This window comes from Acinetobacter sp. ANC 7912 (genome assembly GCF_039862785.1).
GTDB lineage: Bacteria > Pseudomonadota > Gammaproteobacteria > Pseudomonadales > Moraxellaceae > Acinetobacter > Acinetobacter thermotolerans.
The window spans coordinates 2461499-2480253 of sequence record NZ_CP156795.1 but is presented as its reverse complement, the minus strand read 5'-3'; the positions used below and the strand labels follow the sequence as shown (position 1 = coordinate 2480253).

Here is an 18755-nt window from a genome sequence, read left to right as displayed (position 1 = left end):
AGGCTGGGTGGCGCTATTCTAATCGAGTTACACGTCTTTACAAAATTAATTGGTCACATCCTGACAAAAAAAATAGGAAGAGAATGGGAACAGTCACTATAAATTTTTTGTATTTTTCTGTATAATTTGCCCTCAAATTTAAAACGTATCGAATTTTCATGTCAGATATTAAAACTCTCCGTAACATTGCCATTATCGCGCACGTCGACCATGGTAAAACCACTCTTGTAGACAAACTTTTGCAACAATCAGGTGCTCTCGGTGATCGCGCGGGTGAGATCGAGCGTGTCATGGATTCGAACGCGTTAGAATCTGAACGTGGTATTACCATTCTTGCAAAAAACACTGCAATCAAATGGTTAGATAAACGTACAGATACTGAATACCGCATCAACATCGTGGACACCCCGGGACACGCCGACTTCGGTGGTGAAGTTGAACGTGTAATGTCGATGGTTGACTGTGTACTTCTTCTTGTAGACTCACAAGAAGGTCCAATGCCACAAACTCGTTTCGTAACACAAAAAGCGTTCGCACGTGGCCTGAAACCAATCGTTATTATTAACAAAGTCGACAAACCAAGCGCACGTCCAGACTGGGTTATCGACCAAGTATTCGACCTGTTTGACAACCTGGGCGGTACTGATGAACAGTTAGACTTCCCAGTGGTATATGCTTCTGGTCTTCGTGGTGTTGCTGGTCCTTCTCCAGAAGAACTGGCTGACGACATGACTCCATTGTTTGAAACAATCGTAGACATCGTTGAACCACCAGCAGTTGACGTTGACGGTCCATTCCAGATGCAAATTTCTTCTCTGGACTATAACAGCTTCGTAGGTGTTATCGGTGTTGGTCGTATCCAGCGTGGTTCTGTAAAACTGAACACGCCTGTAACTGTAATCGACAAAGAAGGCAATACCCGTAACGGCCGTATCCTGAAAATCATGGGTTACCACGGTCTTGAACGTATTGACATCGAATCTGCTCAAGCAGGTGACATTGTTTGTGTAACTGGTATCGATGCACTGAACATTTCAGACACCATCTGTGATCCGAAAGCTGTTGAAGCACTTCCAGCACTTTCTGTAGACGAACCGACTGTGTCTATGACATTCCAGGTGAACAACTCTCCGTTCGCTGGTAAAGAAGGTAAATTCGTGACTTCACGTAATATCCGTGAACGTCTAGACCGCGAATTGATCCACAACGTAGCACTTCGTGTTGAAGATACTGACAGTCCAGACCGTTTCAAAGTATCTGGCCGTGGTGAACTTCACCTTTCTGTACTGATCGAAAATATGCGTCGTGAAGGCTTCGAGATGGGTGTATCTCGTCCAGAAGTCATCATGAAAGAAATCGACGGTGAAATGCAAGAACCGTACGAAAATGTAACTTTCGACGTTGAAGAACAGCACCAAGGCGCTGTAATGGAACAAATGGGTTACCGTAAAGGTGAGATGACCAATATGGAAGTTGACGGTAAAGGCCGTATCCGTATTGAAGCAACTGTTCCTTCACGTGGCCTGATCGGTTTCCGTTCTGAATTCATGACCATGACTTCTGGTACTGGTATCATGACTTCAAGCTTCTCGCACTACGGTCCAGCGAAAGCAGGTACTGTTGCGAAACGTCAAAACGGTGTATTGATTTCTATGGTTCAAGGTACTTGCCTGGGCTATGCATTATTCAGCTTGCAAGACCGTGGCCGTCTGTTCGCTAAACCTCAGTTAGAAGTTTACGAAGGTATGATCGTGGGTATTAACTCTCGTTCAGACGATATGGTTGTGAACCCAACTAAAGCGAAACAGTTAACTAACGTTCGTGCATCTGGTACAGATGAAGCGTTAACACTAACTCCACCTATTGAATTCACTCTTGAACAAGCGCTTGAATTTATTGAAGATGACGAGCTGGTTGAAGTAACACCTAAGTCAATCCGTATTCGTAAGAAATACCTGACTGAAAACGAACGTAAACGTAACCGTTCTAAATAAGACTGGTTATTGATACGAAAAAACCGCTGGCTTCAAGTCAGCGGTTTTTTTATACAATGAAAAAAGATTTGGGTGATTTACATAAACTTGATAAATTAGTTTTAAATAGAAAGAGTTAATTAATGTATAATCCATCACAAAATTTGATAATAACTTGGTGAAATCATGAGCATTATTCAAGAATTTAAGGAATTTGCGGTTAAAGGCAATGTCATGGACCTTGCGGTCGGTGTGATCATTGGCGGTGCTTTCGGTAAAATCATCGATTCCATGGTCAAAGACATCATTATGCCTGTGGTTAGCTGGATCTTGGGCGGAGATGTTGACTACTCGAACTGGTTCCTAGTATTGGGTGACAATCCAAATAACATTAATAATTTAGCTGCTGCACAGGCAGCAGGTCTGAATGTATTTGCTTATGGTAACTTCCTGACCATTCTTATAAACTTCCTGTTATTGGCATGGGTCGTGTTCTGGTTAGTGAAGTTAATGAATAAACTGCGCCGTGACAAAGCTGAAGAAGCAGCTCCAGAACCAGAAGCAACACCTGAAGATATTGAATTGCTACGTGAAATTCGTGACGAATTAAAAAAACGTCCGCAAGCGTAATTTTGATTGAAAGAAAACGGCGCATAGGCGCCGTTTTTATATGGAATCCCTCCTAACCTCCCTTTAATAAAGGGAGGAAAAAAAGTCCCCCTTTGTTAAAGGGGGATCTAGGGGGATTAAAAATCTATCCGAAACTTAATTTCTACCAAATGAAATCCAAACTGGCTTTTAATCGGACCATGTAGAACCCGTTCCGCAGCAGTAAATACCAGTTTATCAATTACCGGCACCAGCTGACCTTTTTTTACTTCACCCAGTTCACCACCACGTTTAGCTGAGTTACAAGTTGAATACTGTTTAGCTATTTTGGCAAAATCTGCACCCGACAGAATTTTCGTCTTTAACTGTTCTGCAGTCTCTTTATCCTTGACAAGGATATGACGGACGATCGCAGTTTTCATGATTTCTTACCTCGTACAGCAGCCATACGTTTCGGTGCAGGTTTTACCTTTCGTAGCGGTTGGCATTCAGGACAAAAGACTGAAGCACGCTGACCCAGTTTAATATTTTCCAGTGTGGTTTCACAGTTGACACACATTTCACCGGCCCGGCCGTAAGCGAGTAAAGTCTGCTGGAAATAACCATTTTCACCCATAGCATTGGTATAGTCGCGCAGGGTCGAACCACCAAGATCAATTGCCTGTTTTAAAATGCGTTTAATTTCAAGTACCAGTTTTTCAACCTGTTCAAAGCTCAAGCTTGATGCTGGCTGTGCAGGATGAATACCCAAATTAAATAAACTTTCTGTGGCGTAAATATTTCCCACGCCAACCACGACATGGTTATCCATAATTGCAACTTTGGTGCCAACGTTCTTATTTTTTAATTTTTCAAAGAGATAGTTGGCATTAAAGGTATCACTCAAAGGTTCAGGGCCTAAGGTGTCGATCAGCTTGCTTTGTGATTGTGCATCGAGCCACAGAATACAGCCAAAACGACGAGGGTCATGGTAACGTAGCTGGATGTCTTCAAACTGGATAATCAAATGGTCATGTTTGCGGAGTTCGTCACTCGCATCACAAAGACGGAAACTGCCTGACATGCCTAAATGCCATAACATGGTGTCCTGCTCAAATTGCGCCAGAATGTATTTGGAACGGCGGGTGAGTTGAATCAGGCGTTGACTTTGTAAGCGGGTAATATCTTCCGGAATGGGCCAGCGTAAGCTGGACTGGCGGACTTCCACAGTCAGAACTCGTTGATCAAGCAGGGGCAGGAGACTGGTTTTGGTAGTTTCGACTTCGGGTAATTCAGGCATAGCACTTCAAGATGAATAGAATGAGCCTAATATTGGGCGTTTTTCAATTGAATGCAAGTCTTATTGCGAGGAAGCTAATCAGCTACCAAGTTTAAATAGTTATTTGAATAATTGATTAAATAATAGACTTTAGTTTTATTAAGTTAAAGTTTTAATCTAGTGAAATTAGATATAAATACTTGCATTTAAATAATATAAATATATGAAAAATAAATATTTAGTAAATTTAAGTTTATATTAACGGGGTTGTTTAATAACTTAAAGTTTTACCAATAATAAAAAAAATGCTGCGTATTTAATTAAAAAGTTATGTAAGTTTCTGTATCAAATCATGCTGGTAATCCCTCGGATTACTTTCACTCTCTCCGTATGTTTAGGTCAAATATGAAAAAATTAAGTCTAGCTTTATTGCCATTGCTGGCAGCCATGACTTCAGCACAAGCAGAATCAGCATTCGATCCTCAAGGACAGTACTTGTTGGGTGACTGGGGTGGAAAACGTACGGAACTGGCACAGCAAGGTGTGAAATTTGAAGCAAATTTACTGACTGATACCGCTTATCTGGCTGAAGGTGGTCGTAATGACGGTGCAGATCCACTTACTTCTGCGCAGTTGTGGTTGGGTACACAGCTCGACATGGAAAAACTGGCTGGCTGGGATGGTGTGACAATCCGTGCTGTGGCTACAGCACGTCAAGGTCAAAGCACGTCTATTGAAGATTTACAGGATCCAGGTGCACCACATATGGCAAATGTACAGGGTACGTTTGGTCGTGGTAACCAAAAGAGCCGGTTGTCTGAACTTTCAATTGAAAAGAAATTTAAAGACCAAGGCACCAGCATTAAAGCCGGTCGTTTAGGTTTAGGTATGGACTTCAATGTCATGGGATGTGACTTTGCCAGCACTGCTTTCTGTGCCGCCCAGATGGGTAAATGGCAAGGTAATATCTGGATGAATACCCCAGTGTCTCAATGGGGGGCACGCGTTAAACAAGAGCTTAATCCAGAGCTTGCTGTCCAAGTCGGTGTATATGAATTTAACCCTGAAAATGCTTTAGAGCGCCATGGTTGGAATTTGGATACAGAGAATGCAGATGGTGTAACGATTCCTGCAGAAGTGATCTGGACACCGAAGAACTTTGTAAATGGCTTGCCAGGTAGTTATCGTATAGGTGGTATGTATAACACTGCCGATGATGTAAATAATCAGAAAGATGTAGCCAATCCTACAGATGGTAAAAATCGTACCTTTGCTGGTTGGCTGGCAATAGAACAACAGTTGACTTCCACAGGCAATGGTCGTCAAGGTTTACATTCATTTGCTAACTTTACCTGGCATGATCGTGATACCAATAAAGTGGATAATTCACAACAAATCGGTCTGAAATATATCGGTTTAGTGGATAGTCAGCCAAATGATATCTTGGGTCTGGCAGTAAACCGTGTTCATGTCAACGATCGCATTAATAACCCAAACTTTGATGCAAGTGCAGAATACAATATCGAATTGAACTATAGCTACAACCCAACCAAATGGTTGATGCTACGTCCGAACCTGCAATATGTGATTAACCCAGGTTCAACCAATAATGTAGATAATGCCTTCGTTCTTGGTTTAGGTACAAGAATTATCTTCTAAAATCGGATCGTTCAGGCTATAACTAAACAGGCTCAATTGAGCCTGTTTTTTATTTCTTGATAAAAAGACCAAACCGTTTCATAAAAGAGGGAATGCGGCGTGACTCTACTATTTCAGCCAGTACAGTTTGGATCACTGCAACTGAACAATAAAATCGTGATTGCACCGATGTGCCAGTACTCTGCAACCGAGCAGGGTGAAATTACCTATTGGCATGAGCAGCAATGGGCCAATTATGCACTGTCTGGTGCCGGTCTCTGTATTGTTGAAGCGACAGCAGTTCAGCCTGAAGGCCGGATTAGTTATGCTGATCTAGGCTTGTGGAATGACCAGCAGGCGAGCCTGATCAAGGATTTATTACAGAAAGTAAAGTCGCTTTCACCGATGCCATTTGCGATTCAGCTTGCCCATGCTGGCCGTAAAGCTTCTACCGATAAACCTTGGGAAGGTAAAGGGCAGATTGCACCAGATCAGCCATTGGGTTGGCAAACGGTGTCGGCAAGTGACCTTCCATTCCAGTCGCATGAGCATCCACCTAAAGCCTTAAGTCTGGATGAAATCCAGCAAGTAATTCAGGGCTTTGCATCCAGTGCCAAACGTGCAGTAGAAGCAGGATTTGACCTGATTGAATTACATGCTGCACATGGCTATTTGCTGCATCAATTTATGTCACCGTTATCTAACCAGCGTGAAGATGAATATGGTGGCTCACTGGAAAATCGTATTCGATTAACATTGGAAGTATTTAAAGCGATAAAGGCGGCTGTACCAGAAGGCTATCCAATTGGTGTACGGATTTCGGCAACCGACTGGATGGAAGGTGTGGAGAGCTGGGATGTAGAGTCTTCTGTATTCTTAAGTCAGCAACTCGAAGCACTGGGTGCAGCCTATATTCATGTCTCCAGTGGTGGTCTGCATGCAGCGCAAAAAATTGATGTACATCCGAATTATCAGGTACCTTTTGCAGAAGCAATTAAAAAGGTAGTCAATATTCCAGTGATTGCAGTGGGATTGATCACGGAAGCATTACAGGCAGAAGGGATTTTGCAGTATGAGCAGGCCGATGCGATCGCACTGGCTCGTACTATCCAGTATGACCCTCGCTGGCCTTGGCATGCTGCTGCAGAATTGGGTGAAACCATCGAAATATCCCCACAATATTTGCGCTGTCAGCCGCACGGACTCCGTAACCTGTTTAAGCCGTACAGTTAATTTCTACTGATTTTGGGAATGTGAGCGTTCATGGATGAACCGTTTGCAAACAGCACAGTACCTATATTGAAAAGTTCATGTTATTAAATATTTTATTTCCGATCTGTGCAGTGGTTGGCTTGGGCTATATTGCCGCACGGATGCAATTTATTAATCCATCACTGATTACAGCGATGAGCCAGTTTGTGATGAAAATTTCATTACCGGCTTTTCTGCTACAAGCATTGGCCAGCAAGAATCTCACTGATATCTGGAGTCCAGAATATTTCATTGCCTATGCGGGTGGGTCGCTGCTGCTCTATGCCCTGAGTTTTTGGGGTTGTGCATCGCTGTTTAAAACGAATTTAACCGAGTCAGCGGTATTGGCGATGGGTGGTTCCATGTCCAATACCGGTTTTATCGGTACAGCCATCCTGACCTTATTGATTGGTTCACATTCAGCGATTTATCTATCCTTAACTTTGATTGTTGAGAATCTGATTATTGTGACTTTGATGATGGTATTGGCCGAACGTGGTTTACAGACGGGAGGGAATACCCAGAGTCAGATTTTGCGGGAAACTTTACAGCGGATTTTCAAAAATCCAGTGATTCTGTCCATCATCCTCGGGATTCTGTGTATTTTGCTGAATATCAAGTTGCCTGAACTATTGGCTCAAACACTGAAAATGTTGGGGCAGACAGCATCGCCATTGGCTTTATTTGTGATTGGGGGCAGCCTGATTGGGATGAAGGTTAAATCCATGAACAGCTTGAGCTGGTTGCTCACAATCCTGAAAGTTATGGTGATGCCTACTGTGATTTTTGGCTTGTTGTGGGCATTTGGTGCCAGTCAGGAAATGTTATTTATAGGTACCTTACTGGCAGCATTACCTATGCCGATTGCCTTTGGGATTTTTGCCCAGCATTACGGTGTACAGGAAAAAGCCTTGCCACCGCTGGTACTAAGTACCTTGCTTGGCTTTATGGTAGTGGCCTTGTTATTGACCCAGTCTCATGTCTATTTAAATTAATCTTTCTTATTAAAAAAGCCCCGTCATCGGGGCTTTTTATATCTGCTAAGTTAACTTTTCTTTTGTGTCGTTGATTGAGCAGGCTTTTTGGATTGTTCCGCCATCATTTTCTCTACAGCAGCCAGAGATTCTTTGGCTTGAGGGATATTTTCTTGAGCTAGGGCACTAAAGATTTTTTTCGCTTCAGGCAGGTTTTGCGGCACGATATTGCCATTGGCAAACATATTGCCTACAGCCATCAAGGCAGGGATGTAGCCTTTTTTCGCAAGCTCCTGAATGGAGTTTAAACCTTGTTGAATTGGTTTTTCATCCTTGTTTTTAAAGCCAAGGCTAATATCATACAGGGCTTTGGCATGAATCGCCTGGAAATTATTTTTCTTGATTAAAGGTTGTAGTTTTTTTAGCGCCTGTTGGTCTGAAGCAAGCTTACCTTCTGCGAAGAGGAGAACGGCTAGATCTACAGTCGCATCATCAAAACCGGCAGTAGATGCGCGTTCCAGATACTGTTTCGCTTTTACCAAGTCCTGTTTTAGCCCCAGTGTACCACCAGCATAGTTTTTACCCAGCACATAATTTGCTACAGGATAGCCTTTGCTTGCTGCCTGTTCATACAGCTGAACAGCTTTTTTCTCGTCTTTTGCTGTACCTTGGCCAGTCTGGGTTAAATAGCCTAAGTTATAAATTGCTTGAGCATTCCCTTTTTTTGCCATTTCATTCAAAAGGTTATAGGCACCTTTAAAATCATTCGCTTTGACTAAGGATTCAACTTTGGTAAATTGAGGATCAACAGTTTCAGTTTTGCTATTGGCAAGTACATATTGAGATGAGACTGCAAGTAGTGCAGCAAGAATTATTTTTTTCATTGTTCCAAACCTTGTTGTAGGTAACACCTGATTCCGTGGTGCTTTTTAAATCATGACAGCTACATCATAAGAGGATTTTATACTTTGTAAATATCCTAATTGTCACGAAATAAAATTAAGTTTTTATATAAATGAGAGTAAATGAGGAAAGATAGATAAATATTTTTAAATATTAATTGATTAGAGATAGATAGGTAGAAGTCTAGGTTGAGATTGTTGATTTATTTATTAAAAAGACAATAAAAATCCTCCATCAAGGAGGATTTTTATCAGTACATTTTATTGTGGGCGAGCTACATCACCACTGAGTTGTTCTGGCAGATTCAATACGGTTAAACTTAATTCAACCAGCGCTTCCGGTTTAGCAACCACCAGCGCTTTAAAGCCCTCATCAACAGCAATACTATTTACTACTTCTACATCATTATGCAGTTTGCTAGCCACTACTGGTGCATTACCTGTACCTTGAACTAGATGCAGCCAGTGTTTTGGTTTTGCCTTAAACCACAAGCGTGCAATCACTTCCTGACCGAGGTAACAGCCTTTGTCATAATGTACGCCTTCACGTTGATGCAGACGTAATTCCTGTGGTTGGAATAGTTCAGCAGTTGCTGCCTGAATCCAGGCCTGACCAGATTCAATTGCCTTGATTTCCCAAGCCTGAATGTCGGTTGCTTCAGAGTCAAATACAGTAAAGATACCGTCTGCTGTTGGATAGACTGGACCAGCTTCTTCCAGTTTCATTTTAGAAAAAGCACCGTATTTTCTGATGTGTTTGGCAAAATCTTCTGCCTGATCAGCAGACACGACAATTTCAAAGTTTTCAGGAACAATTTTTTTCAGCCATACACCAAACAGAATACGGCCTTTCTGATTACAGATCGCGGTATAACGGGTCTGATTTTCAGCCAAAGCTTCAGCATTTAAAGTGACCTGGCCTTGAAGGAATTTTTGTGCATCTACACCCTTTAAAGTGAATGATGTAAAAGCAGTAGACGTTGCCATGATAAGCCTCAGTTTTAATACCACAAATCAATCAGACTATTGTGCAGCAAGGCGTAGTGTGAGGCAAATAAAAAAGCCCGCAATATCAATCGCGGGCTTTGAACCAAATGAAAGAGTTAATGATGGCTATGATTATCGCCATGGTGATCCGGTAAAGGTGAATTACAATCAAATTCACCCCCACAGATTCGGACATATTCCATCATGCCTTGATCTTCATGATCAAGAATATGGCAGTGTTGTACGAAATCACCTTCAAATTTCTTGTAATGGCTTCGAACAATGACCTCATAACCCGGTTTGACAAAGATGGTGTCTTTAAACTGTCCTTTTAATCCTCGGTACTGAATATCATCCAGATCAATCGGCGCATTCGGATCTTCAGGTACTGCGGCACTTACATCATTACGACGTGGGTCCCGGATCTCAACAATCTGGAATGGGTTGACATGGATATGGTAGGGGTGAGTAGCGAAATTGCTGGTTAAAATCCATTCGTCCACTTGTCCAATTTGTAATTTCCTTACATATTTACCATGTGTTGCATCTGGTCCGTTATAATCATCTCCAAAGCTATAAATACCGTCAAAATTATCAATGAGGTAACCAAACTTGGCATTTGCACCAAAAGTAAGATCAAAAACAGACCGCTGTTTTGGTCTCTTATTCACCAAAGCCGTTATTGCATCAGTCATTAAAGTTGAATGGCCCACAAAAGCAGACAGGTTAAGTTGAGCGAGCTGATTCTGGATTTCTTTATTTAGACCAATTTTTTGTGCCTGCTCCTTTAAGAACTGTGCTGCAGTCTGTTCTTTTAATTTACTAGCTTTGACATTGACCCATCCAAGCAATTGAGCATTCGCAGGATTGGCTGGAGCAAGTTGTGGGACTATTTGGCCAGGCTGACCAGGAATTGGCGTACTATTAATTTCATCATCTAGATTTAATCGAGTATCGAAGATGCAGTACTTATTGGTAGTTGGAAAGTTCACCATGGCATCATGGCGGTAGCCTGGCTGGAAGACGGATAGTCGGCGAATTTGTACATGATTCATCGTTAAGCCATCCTGGGCTATGGTATGGACTGGTAAACTGGTTAATTTATTAAATTCATCGATTGAAGCCTGATCATTTTGTCTGCCCTGATAATTTAAACAAGCTTCAAGGGTCTGTTCAGCGGTAAATTTTTGTGAGTTTGGTAGTTCTTTAATGACCAAGCCCAAAGTATCTCGTACGCCTGCATGAATCATACGCCAGCGGTTAAATTCATTCTGATTGACCTGGATTTCACCTAAAATTTTGCCATTAATTGAAGTGTAGTAGTTGTTGGCCCCCCAAGTGTTGAATCCAGCCAGACCATCATAATTCTCGATGACACCTACACCATCTGTACCACAATCATTTGTGTTTAGATCAGCTCCACTTGCATCCTTACAATCATATTGAATTTGCTGGAAGACCAGGACTTTTTCATTTGGATAGCTATTTTTAGCCTTATCTTTCCACAGGATATCCATATCTCCTGTTTCAGTGACTTTACCATTCTTCACTTTAGGTACACGATTACCTTCTACGATTAAAGGTCCGGCCATGCCACTAGAGACCTGAATTGCGGTTGAACCATGTAAATGCGCGTGATACCAGTAAGTCCCTGCAGGGTGATTCGGATCAATTTTATATTGATAATCAAAGTTTTTTTGTGGATCAATTCTCACAAAGATATTGTCACTATTGCCTTGAGGACTGACCCAAAAACCATGGGTATGCAAGTTAGTGGTATTAAAGCAATGTGGTGTATTAATGTCTTGTTCTTCAATATGGTGACAACTTTCTGGTGTTTCATCTGGGAGCTGGTTGTTTAAATTAACCGATAAGGTTTCTCCTTGTTTTACACGAATTTGTGGGCCTACCAGTTCATCTACAATTCCGGTTTCACGTGCAGCCTGCTTGTTCAATAAGCTGGCTTTGGTCAGATACCCACGAACCACTAACTGATCCCATTCGGATGATCTCGGGTTATAAATTTTATTGGTTTTATATGCTGCAACCAGTTCATATTTACCTTTTGCGCCTTTTTCCAACAAAGGAGGGTTATTGATGATTGAATTGGCAATACTCGGCGCCGGATTTGCTGGTGTAGTCGGATGATCCGGTTTTGTTGGATGCGAGGGGGTTGGTTTAGGAGGATTAGATGGATTTGGAGGATTTTTACCATTATTCCAACTAGAGACCAGAACTGCGAGAACTGCTGTAATGATCCCAATAATAGCTATATGCAACATGTGATTTACCTTTATTGTTTTTTATATTTTGTTGTGATGAGTTAATTTTTTTCTTATTCATACGTGACTATAGCAGTGAGGAATATCACCAAATAGGGATATAAAGACGAGTGGTTAACAGAGTTTGAAACTATTCAATTAATAAAAATCAGACAATTTTTTATAAAGCGCAGATTCAAATCCCAAGTGCGACACATTTGTAGTTAGTTGAAAAAGTTAGGTGTATTCATAGAATCATTAGACTTTTTCAACTCGCAATTGGAAAGCACACAATGAAGAAATACACCCAACTTTCTCAAGATGAAAGATACGAAATTTATGCTACTTTGAAAAGTAAAAGCTCAATCGCTAACCTTGCTCGGGAGTTAGGGCGTTCACGATCAACCATCTACCGTGAATTAAAAAGAAATACTGGGCAACGTGGATATAGGGCTCAACAGGCAGCTAAATTTGCAAGTCAAAGACGGTACCGTCCTTCCTCATCAATGACAGCATTTGCCTTCGCCTATATTGATTATTTAATTGGCTTGGACTGGTCACCAGAACAAATTTCAGGTGCTTTAACACAACGCGGTTGGCTGGATGTACCTTCACATGAGTGGATTTACCAGTACATTTATCAAGATAAATCAAAAGGCGGTAAACTCCATCTACACTTAAGGCATCAGAAGAAATATCGAAAACGAGGTTACAAAAACACGGATCGTAGGGGGCAAATCATTGATAAAACAAGTATTCACTGTCGAGACCAGGTCATTGATCAACGACAACGTTTAGGAGATTTCGAAGGTGACACGGTGATTGGTAAACATCATAAAGGTGCTTTATTAACCCTTGTTGATCGAAAGAGCCTGTATGTACATATTGTTCATTTAGGATCAACGAGAGCATCCTCTCAAACGATTACTTGTGCGTTAGATCGTTTACGAATGAGCCATGCTTATAGTGTGACATTTGATAATGGTAAAGAATTTTCCGAACACAAAAGAATTACTGATGCCGGGATAGAGACGTATTTTGCTGATCCTTACAAGTCTATTCAGCGAGCTAGAAATGAAAATACGAATGGTTTAATCCGTCAATATCTGCCAAAATCATCATCGTTTGATGACGTGTCAAACGAACAAATAGAGCAGATAGAATTTGCACTCAACCATCGTCCTAGAAAAACGCTAGGTTGGTATACACCGAGTGAAGTTATGGCTGGTTTTTATACTGTTGCACTTGCCGCTTGAATCCGCCAAGTTTTGAATAAGCAGATTTAATTAAAATCATTTGCGATAAATTAGTAATTGTAAAAAATCTTAAAAAAAATATGGGATTCATCAGAAAGGTGAATTCAGGCATTCAGATCCTTTCATTTAGCCATGGTAAGAAATAGAACTTTTTCCTCTTAAACCTGCATCTCATACTAAAGAATGATGCGATTTCAGCCCAATTTTCATAAAAAAAGTCTTATTTAGAGCACTTATTCTAAAGAATATGTAACTAAATATTTCTAAAAGGCCTATTTTGGTAGTTAAGCTTATGAAATATAAACGATTTGGGAAATGGGTTTTCAACAGTGTACTATGCCTGCAAACGGTGTGCGAAACATCGATAACAAGTATGCAGTAAAGAAGAAAGATTCAAGAGGGCAGGTAAGCTATGAACAACAACTACCGTAAACCACTGCAAGGTACCCAGCTGGAATATTATGACGTGCGTCAGGCCGTTGAAGATATCCAGCCAGGCGCATATGCCAAACTTCCATATACCTCCAAAGTGCTGGCTGAGCAGTTGGTACGCCGTTGTGATCCTGCCATTCTGGAACAGTCATTACGCCAGTTGATTGAGCGCAAGCAGGAACATGATTTTCCTTGGTATCCGGCACGTGTGGTATGTCATGACATTCTGGGACAAACGGCGCTGGTCGATCTGGCTGGTCTGCGTGATGCGATTGCTGACCAAGGTGGTGATCCAGCCAAAGTTAATCCGGTGGTGCCAACTCAGTTGATCGTCGATCACTCACTGGCGGTGGAATATGGCGGCTATGATCCGGAGGCTTTTGAGAAAAACCGTGCGGTGGAAGAGCGCCGTAATGAAGACCGTTTCCATTTTATTAACTGGACCAAGACTGCTTTCAAAAATGTCGATGTGATTCCAGCCGGTAATGGCATCATGCACCAGATCAATCTGGAAAAAATGTCACCGGTGATTCAGAGCCGTGATGGTGTCGCTTTCCCGGATACCTGTGTCGGGACTGATTCGCATACACCACATACCGATGCGCTGGGTGTGATTTCAGTCGGTGTGGGCGGCCTAGAAGCTGAAAATGTCATGCTGGGTCGAGCATCGTGGATGCGTCTGCCGGATATTATCGGAATTGAACTGGTAGGACAGCGCCAGCCGGGCATTACTGCTACTGATATTGTGTTGGCATTGACAGAGTTCCTGCGTAAAGAACGTGTGGTCGGTGCTTATCTGGAATTCTTCGGTGAAGGTGCGGACAGCATGTCAGTAGGCGATCGCGCGACGATCTCTAATATGACTCCGGAATATGGTGCCACTGCTGCCATGTTCTATATCGACCAAAACACCATTGATTATTTAACTCTGACAGGTCGTGAGCCTGAGCAGATCAAGCTGGTGGAAACCTATGCCAAGGAAATTGGCTTGTGGTCATCTGAAATGAAGCAGGCAGAGTATCCACGTGTGCTGCGTTTTGATCTGTCTAAAGTGACCCGTAACATCGCTGGTCCATCCAATCCGCATGCACGTGTATCGACTTCTGAGCTGAAAGAAAAAGGCATTGCCGGTGTGGTAGAAAATCGTACTGATGGCCTGATGCCAGATGGTGCTATCATCATTGCAGCCATTACTTCTTGTACCAATACTTCAAATCCGCGCAATACCGTCGCAGCAGGCTTGCTAGCACGAAAGGCAAATGAATTGGGCTTAACCCGTAAGCCATGGGTAAAAACATCATTTGCACCGGGCTCTAAAGCGGCCGCATTGTATTTGGAAGAAGCAGGTGTTCTGCACGATCTGGAAAAACTGGGCTTTGGCATCGTGGCGTATGCATGTACCACCTGTAACGGCATGTCTGGCGCGCTTGATCCGAAGATTCAGCAGGAAATTATCGACCGTGACCTGTATGCAACTGCGGTTCTGTCCGGTAACCGTAACTTCGATGGCCGTATCCATCCTTATGCAAAACAGGCTTTCCTGGCATCTCCACCGTTAGTGGTGGCGTATGCGATTGCCGGTACGATCCGTTTTGACATCGAAAAAGATGCTTTGGGTACAGACAAAGATGGCAATCCGATTTACCTGAAAGATATCTGGCCATCAGATGAAGAAATTGACGCTTTGGTAAAAGAATCTGTAAAACCAGAGCAGTTCAAGAAAGTCTACATCCCGATGTTTGATCTAGGCAAGGCAGAGGAAGCTGCGAGTCCGCTGTATGACTGGCGTCCGCAAAGTACTTATATTCGCCGTCCGCCATATTGGGAAGGGGCACTGGCTGCACCGCGTACTTTAGCCAACATGCGTCCGCTGGCGATTCTGGGCGATAACATCACCACAGACCATTTATCTCCATCGAATGCGATAACCCGTGATTCGGCTGCGGGTGAATATCTGGCGAAAATGGGCGTGCCTGAGGAAGACTTTAACTCCTATGCAACACACCGTGGTGATCACCTGACTGCACAGCGTGCGACTTTGGCGAATCCGAAGCTGTATAACGAAATGGTGGTTCGTTCAGATGGCACCATCAAGCAAGGTTCTAAAGCGCGTGTGGAGCCGGAAGGTGAAGTAATGCGTATGTGGGAAGCGATTGAAACCTATATGAACCGCAAGCAGCCGTTGATTATCATTGCCGGTAAGGATTATGGTCAGGGTTCAAGCCGTGACTGGGCAGCGAAAGGTGTTCGTCTGGCGGGTGTAGAAGCGATTGTCGCTGAAGGTTTTGAGCGTATTCACCGTACCAACTTGGTGGGTATGGGTGTGCTTCCGCTGGAGTTTAAACCGGGTACAGACCGCAAGACCTTGAAGCTGGATGGTACAGAGCTGTATAGCGTGATTGGTAATATTGCACCACGTTCGACTTTAACGCTAGTGATTGAACGTTCAACCACTGATGGTAAAAATGAAGTGGTGAAAGTGCCGGTGACCTGTCGCCTGGATACGGAAGAAGAGGTTTCTGTGTATGAAGCGGGTGGAGTATTACAGCGCTTTGCACAGGACTTTTTAGAAGGCTCAATTGTGTAATATTTCAAGTTAAAAGTTGTTGAATTTGATTAAAAAACACCCTACTTTAACGTAGGGTGTTTTTATTTGGAATTAAAATGACAATAAGCTTTTCAGACTCTTACGGAATTGATACTGATTTATTTACAGCCTTAGGTGCATTAGATCCAATTCTAAATATTGATACTCGTTTATTTATTGATCCTTTATTAGTTAGAAACACAAAAATTCCAGAATTCAAAAATTCGACTTTAAAAATTGAGGAATATTTCCAAAAAATTTTGACATTATTAAATTGAACCGTACCGGGTTTGTCGGAGATTTTTTTATTTAAGTTAGGCCACCTGACCTAACGGGTTAATCTTATCATAGTACATTGCTTCAAACTCAAAAGGCGATACATAACCCAGTGCACTGTGTACACGCTTTTTGTTGAACCAATCTACCCAATTTAATGTCGCAAGTTGTACATCCGCTAAACCTTGCCAATCTGCTTTTAGATATTCAATCACCTCTGTTTTGTATAAGCCATTCACCGTTTCAGCCAAAGCATTATCGTATGAATCACCTGTCGTACCGACTGATGCTCGTAAATTTGCTGCTTCTAAACGATTGGTATAGCGAATGGAAAGATATTGCACACCTCTGTCGGAATGATGAATCACATTCTTTGGCATGCCGCGATCATGCAATGCTTGCTCCAATGCATCGAGCACCATATCTGTATTCATCCGTGTAGATACTTTCCATCCAACAATTGCTCGTGAAAACACATCAATAATAAAGGCGGTATAGACCCAGCCTGAATGAGTTTGAATATACATAAAGTCACCGACCCATAGTTGGTTTGGATGATCAGCACTAAAATTACGTTTCACTAAATCATCTGCCCGTTTTTGGTCATCCCGGCTACGGGTAGTTTGTTTATTCTTACCGCGCCAAACACCTTGTATACCTAGCTTCTGCATCAATCGAGCAACTGTACAACGTGCAATCACATAGCCTTCACGTTTCAGTTGTTGCCAGACCTTACGCACACCGTATCGACCTGAACTTTATTTGTGTGGGCGGTCGAGCTCCGCCTGGGCGAAAAAAGCGGCTGCTTTACGTAGAATCTCATTGGCGCGTTGCAGTTCTTTATTTTCGCGTTCGAGTTGTTTGATACGTTCTTGGTCTGAAAGCTGCTGTACTTTAACTGGATTTTGTTTATCTAAATATTTTTGATACCAAACACGTAGTGTTTCAGGAGTACAACCCTTGCGCAGTATACTGCTCAGGGAGCAATAGCGGTGATCGCAGCCCAATTCGATGGATAATCTTTTTCAGATTCAATCAATAATTGAACCGCTCTTTCTCTGATTTCAGGGGTATATTTTAATTTTGTCATCGGGATAGTCTCTCAGAATATTGACTCTCCGACAAACCCGGTACGGTTCAAATGCTAGCAAAAAAGAAAATGATATTTTTTGGAATAGAGCTTTTGAATTTTTTAAGTCAAGTGAAATTAATGGATTATCGATAGGATATGGCAAAGAAAATGCCAGTGGCGGTGGTATAGGTAAAATCAAAAAATTAGAGATTCTTAGAAATTTGAAACAAATTTTAGATGCTGGTACAAATGATCCAACAATTTTTGAGTTGATAGGAGGATTTCAAGAGGGAGTAGGACCTGACTTAATAAGTGATTTAATTTCAAATATTTTGATAGAAGATTTTATTTCTTATACTCAGCGTATATGTGCTGAATTAAATATTCCATTAAGTAAAAAATCATTTTCGAAAAATTATGAACCTAATGAATTACCTCAAAATAAACTTACTGGAAAACCTATAATTCTTGTTCCTAAAGAATTTTTACGAGACCTTCCAATTGCGGATAGTCTCATGGACTTGGATTGGATCTGTAAAAAGAATGAACAATTACGCCTTTATTTGAATTCAGTGATTGAAGGTTCCTTTAAAAAAATTTCTATAAAAGAACAAAAAGGACATATCCGGAAAGCAATCATTGATGATCCAATTTTTTTGAGAGAAGTTCTGGAAGCCTATAAACAAATATCACCTCAATATTATGATTTTGTAGATGATCCTACAGGGGAAACAGTATGGTATGAGGCATCAAAAAAAAGTAGTCAAAGAATATCCCTTAGATTTAAAGTTATCAGCCACACCAACTTTAGATGATGTATATAAAACTGTAGAGGTAATCTGTGAACATTTCAAAAAATTGATAGAAGATAACCAGTTATGCAAGTTGCTTTACGATAAAAATGGGAAAAGAAAGCATGAGTCAGCTGCACAACTCTTATTCTTTGGTATAGCTGATGCATATTGTTCAGCAAATAATCTTGATATTAGTCCAGAATCGGATGCAGGTAGGGGACCGGTAGATTTCAAAGTTAGTAAAGGGGCTAATATTAAAGTGCTTGTTGAGGTGAAATTAACCTCTAATAGTAAGCTAGAAAAAGGATTTACTTCGCAACTACCTATTTATCAAAAGTCAGAAAAGTCTCATAAAGGAATTTATCTAGTAATTCATAATATGGAAATTTCAGAGAATAGATAGGAACGCTTTTTAAAGCTCATACAAGATAGTGAGTTAAATAATCTAAAAATGATTGAAGTAAATGCCGCCATACCAAAACCAT

15 protein-coding genes and 1 pseudogene are annotated in these 18755 nt (G+C 41.6%); 10 read left to right on the top strand and 6 right to left on the bottom strand.

Annotated elements, in window-relative coordinates; genetic code table 11:
* Positions 1-158: 158 nt before the first annotated feature.
* Both typA and mscL read left to right on the top strand, forming a co-directional pair.
* Complete coding sequence (gene typA / locus ABEF84_RS12265) at positions 159-1994, top strand: translational GTPase TypA (protein ID WP_034584953.1); 1836 nt, start codon at positions 159-161, stop codon at positions 1992-1994.
* A gap of 165 nt (positions 1995-2159) precedes the next feature.
* On the top strand, positions 2160-2603 hold the full coding sequence (gene mscL / locus ABEF84_RS12260; protein WP_034584956.1) for a large conductance mechanosensitive channel protein MscL: 444 nt from the start codon (positions 2160-2162) through the stop codon (positions 2601-2603).
* A gap of 116 nt (positions 2604-2719) precedes the next feature.
* On the opposite strand, the gene ABEF84_RS12255 is transcribed toward mscL, so the two are convergent.
* Both ABEF84_RS12255 and mutM read right to left on the bottom strand, forming a co-directional pair.
* Positions 2720-3004: a peptidylprolyl isomerase gene (locus tag ABEF84_RS12255; protein WP_034584959.1), complete on the bottom strand. Its 285-nt coding sequence runs from the start codon at positions 3002-3004 to the stop codon at positions 2720-2722.
* A complete protein-coding gene (gene mutM, locus ABEF84_RS12250; RefSeq protein ID WP_034584961.1) occupies positions 3001-3861 on the bottom strand; it encodes a bifunctional DNA-formamidopyrimidine glycosylase/DNA-(apurinic or apyrimidinic site) lyase in 861 nt (286 codons plus the stop codon). Before mutM ends, ABEF84_RS12255 begins: the two co-directional genes overlap by 4 nt.
* A 384-nt stretch (positions 3862-4245) precedes the next feature.
* Here mutM and ABEF84_RS12245 point away from each other — a divergent pair, with 384 nt between their 5' ends.
* From ABEF84_RS12245 to ABEF84_RS12235, 3 genes are all read left to right on the top strand, one after another.
* Positions 4246-5499: a carbohydrate porin gene (locus ABEF84_RS12245; RefSeq protein WP_034584962.1), complete on the top strand. Its 1254-nt coding sequence runs from the start codon at positions 4246-4248 to the stop codon at positions 5497-5499.
* 99 nt (positions 5500-5598) lie between these two features.
* A complete protein-coding gene (locus ABEF84_RS12240) occupies positions 5599-6711 on the top strand; it encodes an NADH:flavin oxidoreductase/NADH oxidase (RefSeq protein WP_034584965.1) in 1113 nt (370 codons plus the stop codon).
* 77 nt (positions 6712-6788) lie between these two features.
* Positions 6789-7724 (top strand): AEC family transporter, encoded by a 936-nt coding sequence (locus tag ABEF84_RS12235; protein ID WP_034584969.1) that lies wholly within the window; start codon positions 6789-6791, stop codon positions 7722-7724.
* A 50-nt stretch (positions 7725-7774) separates the two neighbouring features.
* Here ABEF84_RS12235 and ABEF84_RS12230 read toward each other — a convergent pair whose 3' ends face one another.
* The 3 genes from ABEF84_RS12230 to ABEF84_RS12220 form a co-directional block, all read right to left on the bottom strand.
* Positions 7775-8587: a tetratricopeptide repeat protein gene (locus tag ABEF84_RS12230; RefSeq protein ID WP_034584972.1), complete on the bottom strand. Its 813-nt coding sequence runs from the start codon at positions 8585-8587 to the stop codon at positions 7775-7777.
* 279 nt (positions 8588-8866) lie between these two features.
* Positions 8867-9592, bottom strand: a complete 726-nt coding sequence (locus ABEF84_RS12225) for a folate-binding protein YgfZ (RefSeq protein WP_034584976.1) — start codon at positions 9590-9592, stop codon at positions 8867-8869.
* A 116-nt stretch (positions 9593-9708) separates the two neighbouring features.
* Complete coding sequence (locus ABEF84_RS12220) at positions 9709-11874, bottom strand: multicopper oxidase family protein (protein WP_034584978.1); 2166 nt, start codon at positions 11872-11874, stop codon at positions 9709-9711.
* Positions 11875-12146: 272 nt separating this feature from the next.
* Here ABEF84_RS12220 and ABEF84_RS12215 point away from each other — a divergent pair, with 272 nt between their 5' ends.
* The 3 genes from ABEF84_RS12215 to ABEF84_RS12205 all read left to right on the top strand — a co-directional run bounded on the left by ABEF84_RS12215 (position 12147) and on the right by ABEF84_RS12205 (position 16406).
* Positions 12147-13109 (top strand): IS30-like element IS18 family transposase, encoded by a 963-nt coding sequence (locus ABEF84_RS12215; RefSeq protein ID WP_075174500.1) that lies wholly within the window; start codon positions 12147-12149, stop codon positions 13107-13109.
* 412 nt (positions 13110-13521) lie between these two features.
* The gene (gene acnD, locus ABEF84_RS12210; RefSeq protein WP_347455293.1) at positions 13522-16128 is read left to right on the top strand and encodes a Fe/S-dependent 2-methylisocitrate dehydratase AcnD; all 2607 of its coding nucleotides are present in this window, start codon (positions 13522-13524) and stop codon (positions 16126-16128) included.
* Positions 16129-16205: 77 nt separating this feature from the next.
* Positions 16206-16406, top strand: a complete 201-nt coding sequence (locus tag ABEF84_RS12205; protein ID WP_034584985.1) for a hypothetical protein — start codon at positions 16206-16208, stop codon at positions 16404-16406.
* 36 nt (positions 16407-16442) lie between these two features.
* Here the strand turns inward: ABEF84_RS12205 and ABEF84_RS12200 are convergent.
* Positions 16443-17494: pseudogene (locus ABEF84_RS12200) on the bottom strand (IS3 family transposase).
* A gap of 20 nt (positions 17495-17514) precedes the next feature.
* Here ABEF84_RS12200 and ABEF84_RS12195 point away from each other — a divergent pair.
* Entirely contained in the window at positions 17515-18291 is a 777-nt protein-coding gene (locus ABEF84_RS12195) for a hypothetical protein (protein ID WP_347455292.1), read from the top strand.
* On the top strand, positions 18218-18673 hold the full coding sequence (locus tag ABEF84_RS12190; protein ID WP_152598531.1) for a hypothetical protein: 456 nt from the start codon (positions 18218-18220) through the stop codon (positions 18671-18673). Before ABEF84_RS12195 ends, ABEF84_RS12190 begins: the two co-directional genes overlap by 74 nt.
* Positions 18674-18755: the final 82 nt, after the last annotated feature.